This is a genomic window from Streptomyces sp. 6-11-2 (assembly GCF_006540305.1).
GTDB lineage: Bacteria > Actinomycetota > Actinomycetes > Streptomycetales > Streptomycetaceae > Streptomyces.
This window is the reverse complement of record NZ_BJOR01000001.1, coordinates 2,541,954-2,563,302: the sequence shown is the minus strand read 5'-3', so window position 1 is coordinate 2,563,302 and position 21,349 is coordinate 2,541,954. Positions and strand designations below refer to the sequence as shown.

At 71.1% G+C, this 21,349-nt stretch carries 16 protein-coding genes; 9 read left to right on the top strand and 7 right to left on the bottom strand.

Annotated features, from left to right (window positions below; genetic code table 11):
• Positions 1-43 precede the first annotated feature (43 nt).
• Positions 44-922, top strand: a complete 879-nt coding sequence (gene mca / locus TNCT6_RS10775) for a mycothiol conjugate amidase Mca (RefSeq protein ID WP_141358973.1) — start codon at positions 44-46, stop codon at positions 920-922.
• A 6-nt stretch (positions 923-928) separates the two neighbouring features.
• Positions 929-1,174 (top strand): hypothetical protein, encoded by a 246-nt coding sequence (locus tag TNCT6_RS10770; RefSeq protein WP_172632864.1) that lies wholly within the window; start codon positions 929-931, stop codon positions 1,172-1,174.
• A 23-nt stretch (positions 1,175-1,197) separates the two neighbouring features.
• On the opposite strand, the gene TNCT6_RS10765 is transcribed toward TNCT6_RS10770, so the two are convergent.
• Positions 1,198-4,401: a tetratricopeptide repeat protein gene (locus tag TNCT6_RS10765; RefSeq protein WP_141358969.1), complete on the bottom strand. Its 3,204-nt coding sequence runs from the start codon at positions 4,399-4,401 to the stop codon at positions 1,198-1,200.
• A 195-nt stretch (positions 4,402-4,596) separates the two neighbouring features.
• Here TNCT6_RS10765 and TNCT6_RS10760 point away from each other — a divergent pair, with 195 nt between their 5' ends.
• Positions 4,597-6,630 carry a thioredoxin domain-containing protein gene (locus tag TNCT6_RS10760; RefSeq protein WP_141358967.1) on the top strand — a complete coding sequence of 678 codons (2,034 nt, stop codon included), beginning with the start codon at positions 4,597-4,599 and terminating at the stop codon, positions 6,628-6,630.
• Positions 6,631-6,691: 61 nt separating this feature from the next.
• Here TNCT6_RS10760 and TNCT6_RS10755 read toward each other — a convergent pair whose 3' ends face one another.
• The 4 genes from TNCT6_RS10755 to TNCT6_RS10740 all read right to left on the bottom strand — a co-directional run bounded on the left by TNCT6_RS10755 (position 6,692) and on the right by TNCT6_RS10740 (position 10,520).
• Positions 6,692-7,423 carry a Mut7-C RNAse domain-containing protein gene (locus TNCT6_RS10755; RefSeq protein WP_141358965.1) on the bottom strand — a complete coding sequence of 244 codons (732 nt, stop codon included), beginning with the start codon at positions 7,421-7,423 and terminating at the stop codon, positions 6,692-6,694.
• A gap of 34 nt (positions 7,424-7,457) precedes the next feature.
• Positions 7,458-8,096 (bottom strand): TetR/AcrR family transcriptional regulator, encoded by a 639-nt coding sequence (locus tag TNCT6_RS10750; protein ID WP_141358963.1) that lies wholly within the window; start codon positions 8,094-8,096, stop codon positions 7,458-7,460.
• A gap of 14 nt (positions 8,097-8,110) precedes the next feature.
• The gene (locus tag TNCT6_RS10745; RefSeq protein ID WP_141358961.1) at positions 8,111-9,664 is read right to left on the bottom strand and encodes an MFS transporter; all 1,554 of its coding nucleotides are present in this window, start codon (positions 9,662-9,664) and stop codon (positions 8,111-8,113) included.
• Between the two features lie 142 nt (positions 9,665-9,806).
• The gene (locus tag TNCT6_RS10740; RefSeq protein WP_141358959.1) at positions 9,807-10,520 is read right to left on the bottom strand and encodes a hemolysin III family protein; all 714 of its coding nucleotides are present in this window, start codon (positions 10,518-10,520) and stop codon (positions 9,807-9,809) included.
• 289 nt (positions 10,521-10,809) lie between these two features.
• On the opposite strand from TNCT6_RS10740, the gene TNCT6_RS10735 reads away from it, so the two are divergent.
• From TNCT6_RS10735 to rfbD, 6 genes are all read left to right on the top strand, one after another.
• Complete coding sequence (locus TNCT6_RS10735) at positions 10,810-12,657, top strand: phosphoenolpyruvate carboxykinase (GTP) (protein WP_141358957.1); 1,848 nt, start codon at positions 10,810-10,812, stop codon at positions 12,655-12,657.
• A 265-nt stretch (positions 12,658-12,922) separates the two neighbouring features.
• A complete protein-coding gene (gene rfbA / locus TNCT6_RS10730; RefSeq protein WP_141358955.1) occupies positions 12,923-13,867 on the top strand; it encodes a glucose-1-phosphate thymidylyltransferase RfbA in 945 nt (314 codons plus the stop codon).
• A gap of 27 nt (positions 13,868-13,894) precedes the next feature.
• Positions 13,895-14,494, top strand: coding sequence for a dTDP-4-dehydrorhamnose 3,5-epimerase (rfbC, locus tag TNCT6_RS10725; RefSeq protein ID WP_141358953.1), 600 nt, complete (start codon positions 13,895-13,897; stop codon positions 14,492-14,494).
• 2,376 nt (positions 14,495-16,870) lie between these two features.
• On the top strand, positions 16,871-17,263 hold the full coding sequence (locus tag TNCT6_RS41670; protein WP_216372778.1) for a hypothetical protein: 393 nt from the start codon (positions 16,871-16,873) through the stop codon (positions 17,261-17,263).
• A 192-nt stretch (positions 17,264-17,455) separates the two neighbouring features.
• Positions 17,456-18,430 carry a dTDP-glucose 4,6-dehydratase gene (gene rfbB / locus TNCT6_RS10710; RefSeq protein ID WP_141358947.1) on the top strand — a complete coding sequence of 325 codons (975 nt, stop codon included), beginning with the start codon at positions 17,456-17,458 and terminating at the stop codon, positions 18,428-18,430.
• Positions 18,427-19,344, top strand: a complete 918-nt coding sequence (gene rfbD, locus TNCT6_RS10705) for a dTDP-4-dehydrorhamnose reductase (protein WP_141358945.1) — start codon at positions 18,427-18,429, stop codon at positions 19,342-19,344. The genes rfbB and rfbD overlap by 4 nt, the downstream gene beginning before the upstream one ends.
• A gap of 82 nt (positions 19,345-19,426) precedes the next feature.
• Here rfbD and TNCT6_RS10700 read toward each other — a convergent pair whose 3' ends face one another.
• Positions 19,427-20,701, bottom strand: a complete 1,275-nt coding sequence (locus tag TNCT6_RS10700) for a glycosyltransferase (RefSeq protein WP_141358943.1) — start codon at positions 20,699-20,701, stop codon at positions 19,427-19,429.
• On the bottom strand, positions 20,698-21,321 hold the full coding sequence (locus TNCT6_RS10695) for a tetratricopeptide repeat protein (protein WP_141358941.1): 624 nt from the start codon (positions 21,319-21,321) through the stop codon (positions 20,698-20,700). The genes TNCT6_RS10700 and TNCT6_RS10695 overlap by 4 nt, the downstream gene beginning before the upstream one ends.
• Between the last annotated feature and the right edge of the window lie 28 nt (positions 21,322-21,349).

The following is a 21,349-nucleotide window of genomic DNA, read 5'->3' as shown; positions in this document are numbered from 1 at the left end:
CTGCCCGCCGAACCGGGCACCGACTCCACCTGAGGACTGAGCCTTGACTGACCAGCTGCGACTGATGGCCGTGCACGCGCACCCCGACGACGAGTCGAGCAAGGGCGCGGCCACCATGGCCAAGTACGTTTCCGAGGGGGTGGACGTGCTGGTGGTGACCTGCACGGGCGGAGAGCGCGGCTCCATCCTCAACCCCAAGCTCCAGGGCGACAAGTACATCGAGGAGAACATCCACGAGGTGCGCCGCAAGGAGATGGAGGAGGCCCGCGAGATCCTCGGGGTGAGCCAGGACTGGCTCGGTTTCGTCGACTCCGGCCTCCCCGAGGGCGACCCGCTGCCCCCGCTGCCCGAGGGCTGCTTCGCCCTGGAGGACCTCGACAAGGCGGCCGGCGAGCTGGTCCGCAGGATCCGCTCCTTCCGTCCCCAGGTGATCACCACCTACGACGAGAACGGCGGCTACCCGCATCCCGACCACATCATGACCCACAAGATCTCGATGGTGGCCTTCGAGGGCGCCGCGGACGCCGAGAAGTACCCGGAGGAGGAGTACGGCCCGGCCTACCAGCCGCTGAAGCTGTACTACAACCAGGGCTTCAACCGCCCGCGCACCGAGGCGCTGCACCAGGCCCTGCTCGACCGCGGCCTGGAGTCCCCCTACGGCGAGTGGCTCAAGCGCTGGGAGGACTCGGGCCACAAGGAGCGCACGCTCACCACGCACATCCCCTGCGCCGATTTCTTCGAGATCCGCGACAAGGCGCTGATCGCCCACGCCACGCAGATCGACCCCGACGGCGGCTGGTTCCGGGTGCCGATGGAGGTCCAGAAGGAGGTCTGGCCGACGGAGGAGTACGAGCTCGCGAAGTCGCTCGTCGACACCTCGCTCCCGGAGGACGACCTCTTTGCGGGCGTCCGGCAGCCGTGAGGGACAATGCCTGACATGAGTGCAAGCGTGAGCCTGGCAATGACGCACCTGGTAACCCTCGCCGAGTTCGACAAGAACAAGGTCACTCCCGGCGTCCTCGGCTTCGTCGTCTTCGCGGTGATGGCCCTCGCGGTGTGGGGCCTGATGAAGTCCATGAACCGCCACATGGGCAGGATCGACTTCAAGGAGGCCCCGGACCCCGCCGCGCGGCCCGGTGCCGCCTCCGGCGAGGCCAAGGCCGAGCGGGGCTGACACCCGGGCGGGCGGTGCCGCTCTCAGCTCTCGCCGTCCGGCACCGCCACCCCCATCACCTCCCGCGCGTGCCGCTCGGGCACCATGCCCAGGCGCCAGGCCTGCCAGCCCGCCTCCAGGCTCACGCCGCGCTCCAGGAGGAGCCGGTAGGCCTCGACGTAGTCGTTCAGCTTCCCGTCGCGCAGCGGATGGTTGCCGCGGACGAGCTGGGCCAGTTCCTCCTGGGCCACCGCCGTGCCGACCTCCGTACCGCCGGGGGCCGCGTACGGCAGCAGAGTGCAGCGCAGGAACCGGGCCCAGTCCTCACCGCGGCGGTCGCCGTAGGAGGCGAACAGGGCCAGCGCCTCGTCGCACAGGGACAGTGCCTGCTGGGTGCGCGCGTTCCCGGCGTCCACGACGGCCAGCTCCAGACACGTCCACGCCTCGCCGTGCGCGACGCCGATGCGCTGGAAGTCGGCGCGGGCGTCGACGAGGAGCTGGCGGGCGAAACCGGAGTTGCGCAGTGACCCGGTCTGCGCCGCCCGCTGGTCCCGGGTGACCCGGGCCGAATGATGGCGGGCGCAGGCCAGCCCGTACACGTCCCGCATCCGGGAGAACATGGTGCGGGCGCGCTCCAGCTCGCGCACCGCCTGGTCGAGCCCGCCGGTCTCCTCCAGCGCCTGACCGAGGTAGTACAGCGTCCACGCCTCGCCGCGCGCGTCCTCGTTGTCCCGGTGCCGTGCCGCCGCCTGCCGTAGCTCCTCCACCGCCTCGGCCGTGTCGCCGGCCATCAGCCGGGCCCGGGCCAGCTGAGTGAGGGCCCAGGCCTCGCCGCGGGCGTCCTGGGTGCGGCGGTAGCGTTCCAGCGCCTGACGCAGGTCCGCCTCGGCGCGCTCCACGTCACCCCTGCGCAGCGCGAGCTGGCCCAGCTGGAAGTGGGCCCACGCCTCGCCGTGCACCGAACCGCCCTCCCGGTGCAGCACCAGCGACCTGGTCAGCAGCTCCAGCGCCTCGGCCAGATGCGCCCGGTCCCGCTCCACCGCCGCCAGCGCGTGCATCGTCCAGGCGCGGTCGGTCGCCAGCTCGGGCGCCGTCTGAAGGGCGAGGGCCTCCCGCAGCCGGGCCGCCGCCTCCGTCAGGTTGCCCTGGTGGTGCAGCGTGATGCCGAGCGAGTTCAGCGCGCGGGCCGCGCCCGCGTCGTGGTGGGCCTCCCGGTAGAGGTCGACGACCGAGGCCAGCGTGGTACGCGCCTTGTCGAGCTCGCCGAGCTGGCGGGCCGCGATACCGGTACGCCACTGCACCGACCGGACCAGCAGCCCCTGGTCGACGGCCTGGGTCAGCTCGCTGATCTCCCCCAGCCGGTACAGGTCGCCGCGCAGCAGGCAGTAGTCGCACAGGGCGCCGAGCAGGTTCAGCACGGCCCCCTGGTTCACGCCCTCCGCGTGCCGGAGGGCCGCCGTGATGAAGCTCGACTCGTCGTCCAGCCAGCGCAGCGCCTCGTCCAGGGAGGTGAAGCCGTGGGGGCTGAAGCGGTCCGAGCGGGTCGACATGTTCCCGTCGACCAGACGCAGCACAGAATCGGCCAGCTCGGCGTAGTTCTCGATCAGCCGCTCCTGCGCCGCCGTCCGCTCGGCGGGGTCCTCCTCGTCCAGCAGACGCGCGTGCGCGAAGGCCCGCACCAGGTCGTGCAGCCGGAAGCGGTTGCCCCGCACATGGTCGATCAGGCCCGCCCGGGCGAGGGCCGCCAGGTGCCGGTTCGCCTCCGTCTCGTCCGTGGCCAGCAGCGCGGCCGCCGCCGCGCCGCCCATCGAGGCGCGTCCGGCCAGGGCGAGCCGCCTCAGTAGCCGGCGGGCCTGCTCCGACTGGTCGGTGTAACGCAGCCACAGCGCCCGTTCCACCGGTTCCACCGGACCGTACGCGCCCAGATCCGTGGCCAGTTGACGCGGTGAGCGCGGGCCGAGACAGGAGCCCGCGATACGCAGCGCCAGCGGCAGCCCGCCGCACAACCGCCCGATCCGGTCGGTGGATTCCGCGTCGTAGGGCCCCGAACTGTCCTGTGCGGCGGCGGTCAGCAGTTCCTCCGCGCCCACCGCGTCCAGGGCCTGGACGGGGAGCTGGTGGACCCAGGCCGGCAGGTCGGCGGGCAGCCGGAGCGGCTCGCGGGCGGTCACCAGGACCAGGCTGTCGGACCGCTCGGGCACCAGGGCGCGGACCTGCTCGGCGTCCGAGGCGTCGTCCAGCACGATCGTGACCGGCAGCCCCGTCAGATGCTGGTGGTACAGCTCGCCGAGCCGTTTGAGCTGCTGCTCGGGGGAGGAGCGTTCGCGGAACAGCAGTTGCTCGCGGGGCGCGCCGAGCCGGTTCAGCAGGTGCAGCAGGGCGTCGCGGGTGGGCAGCGGCGGCTCCTCCCGGCTGCCGCCGCGCAGATCGACCACGACCGCGCCCCGGAACTGGTCCCTCAGATCGTGGGCCGCGCGCACCGCCAGCGTGCTGCGGCCGGAGCCCGGCGCTCCGTGCAGGACCACGACGGTCGGCCGGGTCTGGGTGGACGCGCGGGACGCCTGCACCCACTGCCGGATCCGCGCCATCTCCTCCCGCCGCCCCGCGAACACGTCCTCCGAGTCGGGAAGGTGGCCGAACGACTGCTCCAGGACAGTGCGTCTGCGGGCCGCCGCGCTCTTGTCCGTGCCGCGCAGCCTGGGCGCCGCCTTCTTCGGTGTGGTGGACGCGCTCAGCACGCGCTGCTGGTCGAGGAACGGGCGGATGCCGCGCACCTCCAGCGCGGTCAGCCACTGCAACCGCAGCTGTTCCGGACCGCCGGGCTGGCCGGCCGCACCGGCCCGGCGGTGCGCGGCGGGCAGATGGGTGGCGGTCACCTTCACGACGGTGGCGGCGGCGCCCACCACCCCGACGGTGACGCCCGCGCCGACGGCGGTGCCACCGTCGGTGCCCAGCGCCAGGTCGGCCACGATGGCGGCGAGCCCCGCGACTCCCGCGACGAGCAGGGGAGTTCGGCCGCCCTCACGCGCGTAGCGCTGGGCGAACGTGAGCTGCCCCGCCGCCGACTCGTCCAGCGCCCGCGTGTAGGCCTCGTACTCCTCCGCCGCGGTCCCGGCCATGGTGTCCAGCGCGCCGCGCGCCCGGGACAGCAGCAGACCTCCGTCCACCCGCCCGCCCGAGCGGCGAACCTCCTCCTCCACGGCCCGAGTCAGCAGCCGCTCGGCGTCCGCCCGATGGCCATCCCGCATGTCCCGTCCCCCTCCGGCGCCAACTCCGTTTCCTACGAGTGTCCTTCGGGTCGGCCGGGAGCGCGAGGGGGCGGCGATCACCGATGGCCTCGGCGCGGTGCCGAGCACCCGGAGAAGGGGGGCGAGGCCACACGAGGAGTCGCGGGACGATCACCTTCCGCGTCCGGCGGGGCCGGGTGAGGCAGGATGGAGGGTATGCCGAACCGACTGGCCCACGAGACGTCCCCGTACCTGCTCCAGCACGCCGACAACCCGGTCGACTGGTGGCCGTGGTCGGCGGAGGCCTTCGAGGAGGCCCGACGGCGCGATGTCCCCGTGCTGCTGAGCGTCGGGTACAGCAGCTGCCACTGGTGCCACGTCATGGCGCACGAATCCTTCGAGGACCCGGCCACCGCCGCCTTCCTCGGCGAGCACTTCGTCAGCGTCAAGGTGGACCGCGAGGAGCGCCCCGACGTCGACGCCGTGTACATGGAGGCCGTGCAGGCGGCCACCGGACAGGGCGGTTGGCCGATGACCGTGTTCCTCACGCCCGACGCCGAGCCGTTCTACTTCGGCACCTACTTCCCGCCCGAGCCCCGGCACGGCATGCCCTCCTTCGGGCAGGTCCTCGAAGGGGTGCGGCAGGCCTGGCAGACCCGGCGGGAGGAAGTCGCCGACGTCGCCGGGAAGATCGTGCGGGACCTCGCGCAGCGGGAGATCGACTACGGCACCGCGCGGCCGCCCGGCGAGGAGGAACCGGCGCAGGCGCTGCTCGCGCTGACCCGGGAGTACGACGCGAGTCGCGGCGGGTTCGGCGGGGCGCCGAAGTTCCCGCCGTCGATGGTGATCGAGTTCCTGCTGCGCCACCACGCCCGCACCGGCTCCGAGGGCGCCCTCCAGATGGCGGCGGACACCTGCGAGCGGATGGCCCGCGGCGGCATCCACGACCAGCTCGGCGGCGGCTTCGCCCGGTACTCCGTCGACCGCGACTGGGTGGTGCCGCACTTCGAGAAGATGCTGTACGACAACGCCCTGCTGTGCCGGGTCTACGCCCATCTGTGGCGGGCCACCGGATCCGATTTCGCCCGCCGGGTCGCCCTCGCGACCGCCGACTTCATGGTGCGTGAACTGCGCACCGCCGAAGGCGGGTTCGCCTCGGCCCTGGACGCCGACAGCGACGACGGCACGGGCCGGCACGTCGAGGGCGCCTACTACGCCTGGACCCCCGCCCAACTGCGTGAGGCCCTGGGCGCCGAGGACGCCGAACTCGCCGCCCGCTGTTTCGGCGTGACCGAGGAGGGCACCTTCGAACACGGCTCCTCTGTTCTGCAACTCCCCGTGCAGGAAGACGTTTTCGACGCCGACCGGGTCGAGTCCGTCCGTCGCCGGCTGCTGGCGAAGCGGGCCGAGCGTCCGGCGCCCGGCCGGGACGACAAGGTCGTCGCCGCCTGGAACGGGCTGGCGATCGCCGCCCTCGCCGAGACCGGCGCCTACTTCGACCGCCCGGACCTGGTCGAGGCCGCGGTCGGCGCCGCCGACCTCCTGGTCCGGCTGCACATGGACGAGCACGCGGGGCTGCGCCGTACCAGCAAGGACGGCCGGGCCGGAGCCAACGCCGGGGTGCTGGAGGACTACGCCGACGTCGCCGAGGGCTTCCTCGCCCTCGCCTCCGTGACCGGCGAGGGTGTCTGGCTGGAGTTCGCCGGGCTGCTCCTCGGGCATGTGCTCACCCGGTTCGCCGACCCGGAGTCGGGCGCCCTGTACGACACGGCCGCCGACGCCGAGCAGTTGATCCGCCGGCCGCAGGACCCCACCGACAACGCCACCCCCTCCGGCTGGTCGGCGGCCGCCGGCGCCCTGCTCGGCTACGCCGCCCACACGGGTTCCGAGGTCCACCGCACCGCCGCCGAGCGGGCGTTGGGCGTGGTGAGCGCGCTCGGCCCGCGCGTTCCGCGCTTCATCGGCTGGGGCCTCGCCGTCGCCGAGGCCCTGCTGGACGGTCCGCGCGAGGTCGCGGTCGTCGGCCCGTCCCTCGACGACAAGGCGGCAAAGGCCCTGCACCGTACGGCACTTCTGGGCACCGCCCCCGGCGCGGTCGTCGCGTACGGCACCCCGGAGAGCGAGGAGTTCCCGCTGCTCGCCGACCGCCCCCTCGCCCACGGCGAGCCGACCGCCTACGTCTGCCGCAACTTCACCTGCGACGCCCCCACGACCGACCCGGACCGCCTGCGCACCGCACTGGGCGGCTGAGCCGGGCCCGGACGCCGGCCCCGGGACGGGCCCCGGACGTCAGCCCGAAGCCGGCCGGACGTCAGCTCCGCTCGGCGTACCCGGCCAGGGCGCGTTCCACGATGGCCTCCAACTGGTCGTGGTGGGCGCCCTTCCAGTAGGCGCGGCCGCAGTCGCCGCAGCGGGCGAAGACGTCGTACGTGCGATGAGTGCCGTGCTCGATCTGGTCGGCCACCTCGTCCTTCGTGGCGTCCCGCAGCAGGCCGTTGCAGGCGGTGCAGCGGGTCCAGGGGCGCAGCTCGGGGCGGAAGCGGTCCAGGACGTCGTGGAGTTGGTCGTCGGGGCGGGTGCTGTAGACGTAGGCGCCCGCCCACAGTTCACGGCGGCGCAGCAGGCCACGGTCGCGGCTGAGCATGACCCGCTTCTCGGCGGCCGAGCGGGCGGCGAGCGCGGGGTCGCCGATGTCGGTGGACTCGTAGGCCGTGTCGACGCCGAGCAGGCGCAGCCGGCGGGCGAGGGTGCCCAGGTGCACGTCCAGGAGGAAGCGCAGGGGGGCGCCGGGGACCTGCTGGGGCCGGGCGACGGCGCGCACCTGGACCGTCTCGTCCGCCCGCGGCACGTGCGACACCGGCACCTCACGGCCGTCCACCACCAGCGCGCCGACCTCGGTGAGCGGCACGCCCAGGGACTCCACGACGTGGCCGAGCGTCGAGACGCCGTCCGTGACGACCGCGGTGGCGCCGCGGCGCCGGGCGTGCGGGACGAACAGGTGCAGGCCGGGGGCGAACCCGACGTGGATCTCGGGACCGTTCACCCGGTCAGGATGGCACGGACGAGGGGCCGCGGGCTCACGGATTTTTGGTGGGGAGGCCGTGTTCCAGGACGTCCATGGCCTGGTCCATGAGGTCGCTCAGCTCGCCGTTGCACCCGTTCTCGGCCCAGTACAGGGAGACCTCCATCAGGCCGCCCATGAGGGACATGGCGAAGACACGCACCTCCAGACTGTCCTGGTCCAGGCCGGTGCGGGCCGCGATGGCCTGGCGGATGAGCAGGCCGGCTTCCGACATGCTCTCCATCATCCGGGCGCGGACCGCGGGAACCTCGACGCCCAGCCGGGCGCGCAGCCGGGACACCTCGGGCTCGTCGGTCATCCCCAGCGCGAGGGCCTTGTGCATCACATGCCGGAGGGAGTCCATCCACGGCTCGTCGACGGGCCGGGCCCGCAGCTCCTCCAGCATGATCTCGTCGTACTCGTCCGTGAGGACGATGTCCTCCTTGGTCGGGAAGTAACGGAAGACGGTCGACGGCGACACCTCGGCGCGGTCGGCGATCTGCTCGATCGTCGTGGCGTCGTACCCCTGCTCCTCGATCAGCGCGTACGTCGCCGTACGGATCGCCTGCCGGGTCTTGAGCTTCTTGCGTTCCCTCAGACCCATCGGGGGGCGGTCGGCTGGGGTCGTGGTACGTGCGGCCGTCATGAAGGTCATTGTCCGGCATCGGGTCAGGGTCGGGCCATGGCCGGGTCCTCCTCCGGCTCGGCCCGTACGGCACCCTGAGCGGCGCCGGGCAGGAACGCGGCCGCCAGCAGTGCCGCCACCACCGAGGCGATCCCGCCCACCAGCAGCACCAGGCCCATGCCGTGCACGTACGCCGCGTTCGCGGAGGCCGCCAGGTGCGCCGAGCCCGTCCTCTCGGCGACGAGGTGGGCCGCGACCACCGACTGCCCGGCGGTGTGCGCGGTCTCGGCCGGCAGCCCGGTGACGTCGAGCCGGTGCCGGAAGGCGCTCGCCAGGAGGCTGCCGAGCAGGGCGATGCCGACCGCGCCGCCGACCTGGCGCAGCGTCATCAGCAGACCGGATCCGCTGCCCGCCCGGTCGGCGGGCAGGGCGGCCAGCGCCCCGTCCATGGCCGGGACGACGGAGAAACCGAAGCCGACACCGGCGATCGACAGCCACAGCGCGGTGAAGCCGTAGCCGGACTCCACCGTCGTACGGCTGCCCAGCAGCGCGGCGAAGGCGAGCACCACCAGTCCCGCGGCGACCACGGCCCGCGGTCCGAACCGGGCGACGACCGGCTGCGCGCCCTTCGCGGCGACCAGCAGCCCGCCCATCATGGGCAGCAGCCGCACACCGGTGCCGAGCGCGTCGTGGCCGAGCACGGCCTGGAGGTAGGGCGGCAGCGCGAACATCAGGCCGCTCAGCACGAACATCACCAGGGTCGCGGCGATCACGTTGAACAGGAAGCCGCGCCGGGCGAGCAGCGTCATGTCGAGCATGGGCCGCGCCTCGCGGCGCTCGCGCAGCACGAGCCCGGCCAGGAGGACGGCGGCCGCCGTGAACGCGGCGAGCACCAGCGGGTCGCCCCAGCCGCGGTCGGGCGCCTCGATGATCGCGTAGACGAGCAAGCCGAGACCGGTGGCGGTGAACGCCGTGGACAGCGCGCCGATCTTCGGGGAGGCCGGATCGCGGGTCTCAGGGAGCAGCAGGAGGCAGGCCGCGACGCCGAGGCCGGCCATGGGCACGTTGATGAGGAAGACCGAGCCCCACCAGAAGTGGTTCAGCAGCCAGCCGCCGATGATCGGGCCGAGCGGCAGGCCGAGCGCCGAGGCGGCCGAGATGACGCCGACGGCCTTCGCGCGCTCCTCGGGCCCGAACAGCGAGGGCAGCACGGACAGCGCCAGCGGCATGACGAGTGCCGCGCCGACGCCCATGACCGCGCGGGCGGCGATCACCCCACCGACGTCGCCGGTCAGGGCGCCCACCACGGAACCGGCGAGGAAGACCGCGAGCCCGGCGATCAGCATCAGCCGCCGTCCGAACCGGTCGCCGAGGAGTCCGGCGGGGAGCATCAGCGCGGCGAAGACGACGACGTACGCGTCCGCCATCCACTGCTGCTGCCCGGTCGAGGCGCCGAGTTCCCTCGCCATGGTCGGCAGGGCGACGTTCAGGATCGTCATGTCGAAGCCGAGCACCAGCATGCTCGCGACCAGGGCCGCGAGGGCCCACCAGCGGCGGGGATCGCGCCGCACGTCTTCGGCGTGGGTGAGAGTAGCCATGAAATGACAGTAGCTCTCAAAAACGAGGCTCTGTCAATCAGTATCGACTGTCGATGTTGAACGTGTTCTCCTCCGGACCTCCGGGCGCACGGAAAAGGCCACGGCTCGTGTGAGCCGTGGCCGGGTGGGGAGGGGTTGCGCGTTACGCGTGCTGGTAGGCCACCAGCGAGATGCCCACGTAGTGCACCACGAAAGCGGCCAGCGTGAAGGAGTGGAAGACCTCGTGGAAGCCGAACCAGCGCGGTGACGGGTTCGGCCGCTTGATGCCGTAGACGACGCCGCCCGCGCTGTAGAGGAGCCCGCCGACGACGACCAGGACCAGGACGGCGATGCCGCCGGTGCGCAGGAAGTCGGGCAGGAAGAAGACGGCCGCCCAGCCCATTGCGATGTAGCAGGGGGTGTAGAGCCAGCGCGGGGCGCCGACCCAGAAGACGCGGAAAATGATGCCTGCGGCGGCCGCGCCCCATATGCCCCACAGCAGCCACTGCCCCTTGGTGCCGGGCAGGAGCAGCAGGGTGAGCGGTGTGTACGTGCCCGCGATGATCAGGAAGATGTTCGCGTGGTCGAGCCTGCGCAGCACGCCGCCCATGCGCGGTCCCCAGTTGCCCCGGTGGTACAGCGCGCTGACGCCGAAGAGCAGGCAGGCGGTGAGGACGTAGATCCCGCAGGCGATGCGTCCGCGGGTGGAGCCTGCCAGCGCGGTGAGTGCGAGCCCCGCGACGAGTACGGCCGGGAACATGCCGAGATGCAGCCAGCCGCGCAGCTTCGGCTTGATCTGGTGCGGCAGGGAGGGCGCGACGGGACCACGGCCGGCGACCGGCGTGTCCAGGGGCGCGTCGGAGGCGGACGCAGTCATGCGCGCATCGTACCTACGGCACCGTAAGTCGCGTATCAGTGCCGGACAGTGAGCACCGGCGAACGGGTCGAACGCAAAAAGACCTTCAGTCGAATCCAACGTGGACGCAAAGAATCGCGGGAATCGTGGCATTACTCACGTCGCTCACCTGTGACGCCCCCTGGACAGATGGGCGCTCTCGTCGGATGATCAAATGAGTGCGGTCGGCACCGGATGAGCGGCTACGAAGCATCCGGGTCGCAGCCCCCACGGGGCGACAAGACAAAAAACCCCTCATTTAGGAGCGATCGTGGCGCGCGACATCGCGGCTCCCCCCGTCATCCCCACCCACCACAAGGAACTGATCTCGTGGGTCAATGAGATCGCCGAACTGACGCAGCCGGACAGCGTGGTCTGGTGTGACGGATCCGAGGCCGAGTACGAGCGACTGTGCGAGGAGCTCGTCCAGAAGGGCACCTTCCGGAAACTCGACCCGATCAAGCGCCCCAACTCCTACTACGCGGCATCGGACCCGTCCGACGTGGCCCGCGTGGAGGACCGGACGTTCATCTGTTCCGAGAAGGAGGAGGACGCGGGTCCGACCAACCACTGGAAGGCGCCCGCCGAGATGCGGGAGATCTTCCAGGGGGCGGAAGGCGAGGGAGGGGTCTTCCGCGGCTCGATGAAGGGCCGGACGATGTACGTCGTCCCGTTCTGCATGGGCCCGCTGGGCTCGCCGCTGTCCGCGATCGGCGTCGAGATCACCGACTCCGCCTATGTCGCGGTGTCCATGCGCACCATGACCCGCATGGGACAGCCGGTGCTGGACGAGCTCGGCGACGACGGCTTCTTCGTCAAGGCCGTCCACACCCTGGGCGCCCCGCTGGAGCCGGGCCAGGAGGACGTTCCGTGGCCGTGCAACTCCACCAAGTACATCTCGCACTTCCCGGAGACCCGCGAGATCTGGTCCTACGGCTCCGGCTACGGCGGCAACGCGCTGCTCGGCAAGAAGTGCTACGCCCTGCGCATCGCCTCCGTCATGGCACGCGACGAGGGCTGGCTGGCCGAGCACATGCTGATCCTCAAGCTCACCCCGCCCACCGGTGAGGCCAAGTACGTCGCCGCCGCCTTCCCGAGCGCCTGCGGCAAGACCAACCTCGCCATGCTGGAGCCGACGATCTCCGGCTGGACCGTCGAGACCATCGGTGACGACATCGCGTGGATGCGGTTCGGCGAGGACGGCCGGCTGTACGCGATCAACCCCGAGGCCGGCTTCTTCGGCGTCGCGCCCGGCACCGGCGAGCACACCAACGCCAACGCCATGAAGACGCTGTGGGGCAACTCGGTCTTCACCAACGTCGCCCTCACCGACGACGGCGACGTGTGGTGGGAGGGCATGACGGAGGAGACGCCGGCGCACCTCACCGACTGGAAGGGCAACTCCTGGACCCCCGCGTCCGAGACGCCCGCCGCCCACCCCAACGCCCGCTTCACCACGCCCGCCGCGCAGTGCCCGATCATCGCGCCGGAGTGGGAGGACCCCAAGGGCGTGCCGATCTCGGCGATCCTCTTCGGCGGCCGCCGCGCCTCCGCGGTGCCGTTGGTGACGGAGTCCTTCGACTGGAACCACGGCGTCTTCCTCGGCGCCAACGTCGCCTCCGAGAAGACGGCCGCCGCCGAGGGCAAGGTCGGCGAGCTGCGCCGCGACCCGTTCGCCATGCTGCCGTTCTGCGGCTACAACATGGGCGACTACATGGGCCACTGGATAAAGGTCGGCAAGGCCGCCGAGCAGCGTGACGGCGACCAGTCCAAGCTGCCGAAGATCTACTACGTCAACTGGTTCCGCAAGAACGACGAGGGCAAGTTCGTCTGGCCCGGCTTCGGCGAGAACAGCCGCGTCCTGAAGTGGATCGTGGAGCGACTGGACGGCACCGCCGAGGGCGTCGAGACCCCGATCGGCGTCCTGCCGACCAAGGCGGCCCTGGACACGGACGGCCTCGAACTGTCCGAGTCCGACCTGGAGTTCCTGCTCACGGTCGACAAGGACGTGTGGCGGGAGGAGGCCGGACTGGTCCCCGAGCACCTGAACACCTTCGGCGACCACACGCCCAAGGAGCTGTGGGACCAGTACCACTCGCTCGTCGAGCGCCTGGGCTGACGCGGCCCTCGACCCACCGCCCCCTGAGCTCCGCGGCCGGCTGACCGACCTGCCCTGACCTGCAACGTCGCCCGGCCGGCCGCGGCGACACCCCCGAGAGGCCGGGTGCGCACAACGGCGTGCGCACCCGGCCTCTTCGGCGTGCGCGCGTGCACCCGCGCCGATCGGGCCTGTTCGCGCTGCGGTGCGCGGGCACGCCCGGCGCGGACGCGGCGAACCGCGCCCAAAAAGCCGCATTCATGGGCAATTAACCTATGGTGATGCCATGCGCGGAATCCTGTTGGCCGGGGGCACCGGCTCGCGACTGTGGCCATTGACCCGCACGGTGTCGAAGCAGCTGCTGCCGGTCTTCGACAAGCCCATGGTCTATTACCCGCTTTCCACACTGGTGATGGCCGGTACCCGGGAGATCCTGATCATCACCACTCCGGAAGACCAGCGGCAGTTCCACCGGTTGCTCGGCGACGGAAGTCAACTCGGCCTGCAATTCACGTACATGGCGCAGCAACGCCCGGAGGGAATCGCCCAGGCCTTCCTGCTGGGGGCCGACTTCATCGGCGACGAGCCGGTTTCCCTGATCCTGGGCGACAACATCTTCCACGGCAGCGGCCTCGGTACCCGGCTGGCCCGCAATGCGGACGTGAAGGGCGGCAGGGTCTTCGCCTACCCGGTGGCCAACCCCTCGGCCTACGGAGTCGTGGAGTTCGACGAACTGGGCCGGGCGCTGTCCATCGAGGAGAAACCGGCCCGGCCCAGGTCCCGGTACGCCGTACCCGGACTGTACTTCTACGACAATCAGGTCGTCGGCATCGCCCGGAGCCTGCGGCCCAGCGCCCGGGGCGAGTTGGAGATCACTGACCTCAACCGCGCCTATCTGGAGTCCGGGAGTCTGCACGTCGTCCGGCTGGACCGGGGCACCGCATGGCTGGACACGGGGACCTTCGCCTCCATGGTCCAGGCCTCGGAGTACGTCCGTGTGGTCGAGGAACGCCAGGGCTACAAGATCGGCTGTGTCGAGGAGGCGGTCTGGCGGGCCGGCCTGATCGACGACGCCCGGCTCCGCGAACTGGCACAGCCGCTGCTCAAGAGCGGATACGGCCATTATCTGCTGGGCCTGCTGGAGGACCCCTGTTCCGTCGTCATGCCCCAGCCGGGCAGCGGATCGCGCCGGGAAGAACTGCTGCGCACCGGGCCGGGCGTGCCCGCGTGACGGCCGCGTAGGAAAGGAGTTGTGCGCGTGAGACCGCTTCGTATCGCAGGGGCCTGGGTGGATACGCCCCAGGTTTTCACGGACGGCAGAGGCCGATTCCACGAGTGGTTCAAGGACGAGAGGTTCCAGGATTCCACCGGCCAGGGACTCCGGCTCGCCCAGGCCAACTGTTCGCGTTCCGTTCGTGGAACTCTCCGCGGCATCCATTTCGCGTCGGTCCCGCCCGGGCAGGCCAAGTACGTCACCTGTGTCGGAGGCGCGATTCTCGACGTGGTGGTCGACATCCGTACCGGTTCCCCGACTTTCGGCGAATGGGAGGCGGTTCGGCTCGACGACACCACGCACCACTGCGTGTACCTCTCGGAAGGCCTCGGTCACGCCTTCATGGCGCTGGAGGACAACTCCACGGTCGTATATCTGTGTTCGGAGGGATACGCGCCACAGCGCGAACACGGGATCAACCCGCTCGACCCACGGCTTGCCATTTCCTGGCCCGGTGACCTCGCACCGCTCCTGTCCGAAAAGGATGCCGCGGCGCCCACGCTGGAGGAGGCCGAGCGGCAGGGGCTGCTGCCTTCCTTCGAGGACTGCGCGGTCTATCGCGGAGATCTTCCGAGCAGTGTCTGAGGCGGACGCGTCCGACGGAATTCAGGCTCGCGTGAAAGTTGCGTCCGGGAATCCATACGGAGGAATCCGGATTGCATTGAGGCTGCTCGGGTGATCCTCGACCACGCTCTGTGTTTGCTCCGCAAATTATCCATCACCGCGAGTAAAGAATGTCTTCGTCCGTGGCCAAGGGCACGTGACACGCAGGCGAACGAAGCGCACCCGAGTGCGCGCGCTTGCGGCTTGATCCCTCCCAGTTCCTGAGGAAGGTTCTCTTGAACCGTAGAACGATCCGAAGTTCACGCTTGAGGTCGGCCACGCTGGTATCGGCGAGCGCGCTCGCCGTGGCGCTCAACGTTGCCCCGAGCACGGCTGCCATCGCCAACGCGATCGAGAGGTCCGGTGATCGCAGTGCGGCGGTGACCTCCGGTTCCAGCGACCCATGGGCCGACCGGGGCCGCCACCACGACCGCGGTCCGCAGGGTCCGCAGGGCAAGCGAGGTCCGCAGGGCCCGAAGGGCGACAAGGGCGACAAGGGCGACAAGGGCGACCGTGGTTCACGCGGACCGCAGGGTCCTGACAGCCACGGCCGGGGTCCACAGGGCCCCCAGGGCGTTCCCGGTGTCCAGGGTCCGCAGGGCAACACGGGCGTCACGGGTGCCACTGGTGCGACCGGTCCAATGGGTCCGCAGGGTGGCACGGGTGCCACTGGTGCGATCGGTCCAATGGGTCCGCAGGGTGGCACGGGCGTCACTGGTGCGACCGGTCCGCAGGGTGACACGGGCGTCACTGGTGCGACCGGTCCGCAGGGTGACACGGGTGCCATGGGTGCGACCGGTCCTCAGGGCGACACTGGTGTGATCGGTCCAATGGGTCCGCAGGGTGACACGGGGGTCACTGGTGCGACCGGTCCGCAGGGTGACACGGGTGCCATGGGTGCGACCGGTCCTCAGGGCGACACTGGTGTGATCGGTCCAATGGGTCCGCAGGGTGACACGGGGTCACTGGTGCGACCGGTCCGCAGGGTGACACGGGTGTCACGGGCGCGACCGGTCCTCAGGGCGACACTGGTGTGATCGGTCCAATGGGGCCGCAGGGAACCCAGGGCGACACAGGCGACATCGGTGCGACCGGTCCTCAGGGTGACACGGGTGCCACCGGTGCGACCGGTCCGCAGGGTGACACGGGTGTCACGGGCGCGACCGGTCCTCAGGGCGACACTGGTGTGATCGGTCCAATGGGGCCGCAGGGAACCCAGGGCGACACAGGCGACATCGGTGCGACCGGTCCTCAGGGTGACACGGGTGCCACCGGTGCGACCGGTCCTCAGGGTGACACTGGCGTCACTGGTGCGACCGGTCCGCAGGGTGACACGGGTGTCACGGGCGCGACCGGTCCTCAGGGCGACACTGGTGCGATCGGTCCAATGGGGCCGCAGGGAACCCAGGGCGACACAGGCGACATCGGTGCGACCGGTCCTCAGGGTGACACGGGTGCCACCGGTGCGACCGGTCCTCAGGGTGACACTGGCGTCACTGGTGCGACCGGTCCGCAGGGTGACACGGGTGTCACGGGCGCGACCGGTCCTCAGGGCGACACTGGTGCGATCGGTCCAATGGGGCCGCAGGGAACCCAGGGCGACACAGGCGACATCGGTGCGACCGGTCCTCAGGGTGACACGGGTGCCACCGGTGCGACCGGTCCTCAGGGTGACACTGGCGTCACTGGTGCGACCGGTCCGCAGGGTGACACTGGCGTCACTGGTGCGACCGGTCCGCAGGGTGACACGGGTGTCACGGGCGCGACCGGTCCTCAGGGCGACACTGGTGCGATCGGTCCAATGGGGCCGCAGGGAACCCAGGGCGACACAGGCGACATCGGTGCGACCGGTCCTCAGGGTGACACGGGTGCCACCGGTGCGACCGGTCCTCAGGGTGACACTGGCGCCACCGGTGCGACCGGTCCTCAGGGTGACACTGGCGTCACGGGCGCGACCGGTCCTCAGGGCGACACTGGTGCGATCGGTCCAATGGGGCCGCAGGGAACCCAGGGCGACACCGGGACCACAGGTGCGACGGGCGCGACCGGTCCGGTGGGTCCGCAGGGTGATACGGGTGCGACCGGCCTGACCGGTGCCACGGGCCCGCAGGGCGACCGGGTGCCACTGGTGCGACCGGTGCCACGGGTCCGCAGGGAACCCAGGGTGACACGGGTGCGACCGGTGCCACGGGCGCGACCGGTCCGGTGGGTCCGCAGGGTGATACGGGTGCGACCGGCCTGACCGGTGCCACGGGCCCGCAGGGCGACCCGGGTGCCACTGGTGCGACCGGTGCCACGGGTCCGCAGGGAACCCAGGGTGACACGGGTGCGACCGGTGCCACGGGCGCGACCGGTCCGGTGGGTCCGCAGGGTGATACGGGTGCGACCGGCCTGACCGGTGCCACGGGCCCGCAGGGCGACCCGGGTGCCACTGGTGCGACCGGTGCCACGGGTCCGCAGGGAACCCAGGGCGACACGGGGGCCACGGGTGCGACGGGCGCGACCGGTGCCACGGGTCCGCAGGGCGCCCAGGGCGCGGTGGCCACCACCGTCGTGACCGGGGCTGCCGGACCGCAGTCGACGGCCACCTGTCCCGCCGGCCAGTCGGCCGTCAGCGGCGGCTACCAGGACACCGCTGCCACCTCCGGTGCCAGCCAGAGTGCCCCGATCGGCGGCTCCCCCGCCACGGGGTGGCAGGCCACCAGCAACGACGGCACGGATGTCACGGCCTTCGTGATCTGCAGCCCGTGACCCCTGGGTGAGCGGCGGCACGGTGCGGTGCAGGCCGTCCGTCCCGCCTCGGAACGAGTGACGGACGGTGCCCCCGAGGTTTCGGCCTCGCGGGCACCGTCCGCGTTCTGCCACATCGCACTCGACAACATGAGCCTCAATCGGCCCAGCCTGTGGATTCTGGACGCCGGGCTGCAACACACTCGGAGAACCATGCGCATCCTTGTGACCGGCGGCGCCGGATTCATCGGTTCGGAATACGTCCGCCGACGGCTGGCCTCCGATCCGACCGCGCGGATCACCGTCCTCGACAAGCTCACGTATTCGGGCGTCGAGGCCAATCTGGCGTCGGTGGCGGAACATCCGGGACACACCTTCGTCCGGGGCGACATCTGCGACCCGGACGTGGTCGGCCAGGTCATGGCGGGCCAGGACGCGGTGGTCCATTTCGCCGCCGAGTCGCACGTGGACCGGTCGATCGACGGGGCGGGCGCCTTCGTCCGCACCAATGTGACGGGCACCCAGGTGCTCCTGGACGCGGCCCATCGCCACCGCGTGGGCCGTTTCGTGCACGTGTCCACCGACGAGGTGTACGGCTCGATCGGCGAAGGATCGTGGACCGAGGAGTGTCCGCTCGCTCCGAACTCCCCGTACTCCGCTTCCAAGGCCGGCTCCGACCTGCTGGCCCTCGCCTACCACCGCACCCACGGCCTGGACGTGGTCGTCACCCGGTGCACCAACAACTACGGGCCCCACCAGTTCCCCGAGAAGGTCGTCCCGCTCTTCATCACCCGCCTGATCGACGGGAGGACGGTTCCCCTGTATGGCGACGGCCGCAACGTCCGCGACTGGCTGCACGTCTCCGACCACTGCCGGGGCATCGACCTGGTCCTGCACGGCGGCAGGGCCGGGCAGGTCTACCACATCGGCGGCGGCACGGAGCTGACCAACCACAAGCTCACCGGCCTGCTGCTGGACGCGGTCGGCGCGGACTGGGACCGGGTCGAGCACGTCGCCGACCGCAAGGGCCACGACCTGCGCTACTCGCTGGACGACCGCAAGATCCGCGAACAGCTCGGCTACGCCCCGCGGATGGAGTTCGCCGAAGGCCTCGCGGCCACGGTCTCCTGGTACCGCGCACACCGCTCCTGGTGGGAGCCGCTCGTGGAGAGGGCCGGGCTGCGATGAGCACCGGATGGCTGGTGACCGGCGCGCGCGGGCTCCTCGGTCAGGACGTGCTCACCGAACTCACCGCGGAGCCGGACACGGTGGTGACCGGACTGAGCCGTGACCGGCTGGACATCACCGATCCCTCCGCCGTGCGCGAGGCCGTCCGGGACCACCGCGTGGTCGTCAACTGCGCCGCCTGGACGGACGTCGACGGCGCCGAGCGGTCCGAGGCGGCGGCCACGGCCGTCAACGGCACGGGCGTACGCCATCTGGCACGGGCCTGCGCGGAGGCCGGCGCGCTCCTGCTGCACGTCTCCACCGACTACGTGTTCCCGGGCGACCGCCGCAGCCCCTACCCCGAGGACGCGCCCACGGCACCCGTCAACGCGTACGGGCGCGGCAAACTTGCGGGTGAGCGAGCCGTCCTCGAACACCTGCCGCACACCGGCTACATCGTGCGCACCGCCTGGCTCTACGGCGCGCACGGCCGCAACTTCGTGGCCACCATGCTCGAAGTCGCCGCCCGGCGCGAGACCCTGGACGTGGTGGCCGACCAGCACGGACAGCCCACCTGGTCCCGCGCCCTCGCCCGGCGGCTGACGGCCCTCGGCCGTGCCGCCCTGGCCGGGCGGGCACCGGCCGGCACGTACCACGGCACGGCGGCCGGCCACACCACGTGGTACGGCCTGGCGCGGGAGACCTTCCGCCTCGCGGGCCTCGATCCGGAGCGGATCCGCCCGGTCGGCTCGGAGAAGTTCCCGCGCCCGGCGGCCCGTCCGGCGTTCGGTGTCCTCGGGCACGGCAACTGGACCCGATGCGGTCTGCCGCCCCTGGAGCGATGGGACGACCAGCTGAACGCGGCCCTCACCGAGCCGTCCTTCGCCGCACTGGCCGCCGCGGCACGCGCGAACGGCACACGCCTCACGGTCTGATCAGCCGGGCCGCGTGCCCGGGACAAGGAGAGGCGCCCCGGCGGAACCTGACGGTCCGCCGGGGCGCCTTCGCGTGCGGGCGCTAGACCAGCAGCGGTCCTCCGCACCGCTCGGCGCCCTCCTTCATCGCGATGAGGTTGGCGACGACGTAGGAGATGTTGTTCCGGGAGTGCCACTCGCTGGGGAAGTACGTGACCAGGCGCGAGGACTGGAACCTGGCCTGGATCTCGGGCACGAAGGTGCGGTACTGGTTGTCCGTGTAGTACCAGAACGAGTTCTCGTTGTAGTAGGCGACGTGGGTCGGGTCCTGGTACGCGCCGCGGCCGTCGGAGCTGGGCGTCATGGTGAGGAGCATGCCGCTGGGCGCCAGCAGCCGGTACAACTCGTTGATCAGCGGCACCTTCGCGGGCACGTGCTCGAGGAAGTCCACCGCCCGCATCAGGCCGACGGAGTCGTCGGGCAGGTCCAGCTTTCCGGGCAGGGTCGCGACGATGTCGACGCCGTCTCCGTCGTACTGGTCCACGCCCAGGTAGCCCGGCGGCTTGCGGTGGGCCGCGCCGAGGTCCAGGGCGAGCAGGCCGCGACGCTGGGTCCAGGCCAGGGCGTTGGCCTCGATGTACTTGTCGTACAGGGCGACCGTCTCGCGCTGGATGTGCGCGTTGATCTCCGGGTCGCGCTGGGTGTTCGCCGGGTGCATCCGCTGGAGGTACAGGCAGCGGTCGATGTGGTGGAAGTCGCCGACGTGGAACAGACGGCACATCAGGTCCTGGTCGTCCAGCACGGTGCGGGAGGCGTCGTACCCGCCGGCCTTCTCGTAGCTCTCCTTGCGGAACGCCCGCACGTGGTTCGGCGCGTACCAGATGTAGGAGACGTTGTGCGGCGTGGGCTCCATGGAGACGGCCTGGAGCAGCTTGCGGCCGTCGACCCGCACCTCCTCGAACTTCCAGCCGTGCGCCTCGTTGAAGCGGGAGTTGTCCCGCTTGCCGTCCTCGGTGATCTGCGCGGTGTTGCTGTAGACGAGGACGGCGTCGGGATGCGCGTCGAACGCCTTGCCCAGCTCGGCCAGGCACGCCTTCGCCAGCAGGTCGTCGTGGTCGAGCTCGACCAGGATCTCCCCGCGGGCCAGCTCGCAGGCCCTGCGCTTGGCCGCTCCGACGCCGCTGACGTTGTCCGCGATCTCCACACGGACCCGGTCGTCGTGCTGCTCGGGCCGCCACCGGGCGCCGTTGTTGAGCAGGACGATCCACTCCCAGTCCGGGCAGGTCTGCGCCTGAAGGGTCCTGAGGCACTCATCGAGGAAGCGGGGCTGGTGGCTGGGTGTGAAGACGGAGAACCTCGGTGTCGCAGTCGACGTCATCTGGTGGCACCTGCCTTACTCGATGTCGGTGTGGGGCTTACCTTGTCCCGGAACGCCTCCGGGATCGCGGAGTGCAGCGAGGGATCGGCCGCGACGGCCCGGCCGAACTCCTCCTCGGCCTCGTCGTCACGGTCCTTCTGCGCCAGGATCAGGCCGAGTTGGAGGTGGGCCGTGGCGGCCCTGGGCGTGGCGGCGATGGCGCGCTGCAGGAGCGTGACGGCCTGGCCCGGATCGCGCGGTTTCACCAGGACCGCCTTGTTGTAGAGGGCCGAGGCGTACTTCGGGTCGATCTTCAGCGCCTCGTCGTAGGCCTTACGGGCGTCGTCGGCCCTGCCTTCCTGGTGGGCGATGACACCCAGGTCGTACCAGGCGACCTTGTTGCGCGGATCGAGTTCCAGCACGCGCCGGAAGGTCCGGGTCGCCCCGACGTAATCGCGGTACTGCACCTGGAGGTTGCCCGCTTGCAGAAGCGTGGCCGCCTCTTGCGACGTGTGGCCCTGCACGGTCTTGGAATCCGGGGCGGTCGCGCTCGTCGAGTGGGACGTGATCGCCCAGGAGGTCACCCCGGTGGCAACTGCGCCCGCACCGACGAGCGTCACCCACAATCGCCTACGTTTCACTTTGTCACATTTCGTGGAATAGTGAGGG

Excerpts from the sequence above, each read along its gene's own strand:
- rfbD (WP_141358945.1), top strand. The coding sequence starts at position 18,427 with ATGAGCACCGGATGGCTGGTGACCGGCGCGCGCGGGCTCCTCGGTCAG.
- TNCT6_RS10740 (WP_141358959.1), bottom strand. The coding sequence starts at position 10,520 with ATGACTGCGTCCGCCTCCGACGCGCCCCTGGACACGCCGGTCGCCGGC.
- rfbB (WP_141358947.1), top strand. The coding sequence starts at position 17,456 with ATGCGCATCCTTGTGACCGGCGGCGCCGGATTCATCGGTTCGGAATAC.
- TNCT6_RS10765 (WP_141358969.1), bottom strand. The coding sequence starts at position 4,401 with ATGCGGGATGGCCATCGGGCGGACGCCGAGCGGCTGCTGACTCGGGCC.
- TNCT6_RS10770 (WP_172632864.1), top strand. The coding sequence starts at position 929 with ATGCCTGACATGAGTGCAAGCGTGAGCCTGGCAATGACGCACCTGGTA.
- rfbA (WP_141358955.1), top strand. The coding sequence starts at position 12,923 with ATGCGCGGAATCCTGTTGGCCGGGGGCACCGGCTCGCGACTGTGGCCA.
- TNCT6_RS10745 (WP_141358961.1), bottom strand. The coding sequence starts at position 9,664 with ATGGCTACTCTCACCCACGCCGAAGACGTGCGGCGCGATCCCCGCCGC.
- TNCT6_RS10750 (WP_141358963.1), bottom strand. The coding sequence starts at position 8,096 with ATGACCTTCATGACGGCCGCACGTACCACGACCCCAGCCGACCGCCCC.
- TNCT6_RS10700 (WP_141358943.1), bottom strand. The coding sequence starts at position 20,701 with ATGACGTCGACTGCGACACCGAGGTTCTCCGTCTTCACACCCAGCCAC.
- TNCT6_RS10760 (WP_141358967.1), top strand. The coding sequence starts at position 4,597 with ATGCCGAACCGACTGGCCCACGAGACGTCCCCGTACCTGCTCCAGCAC.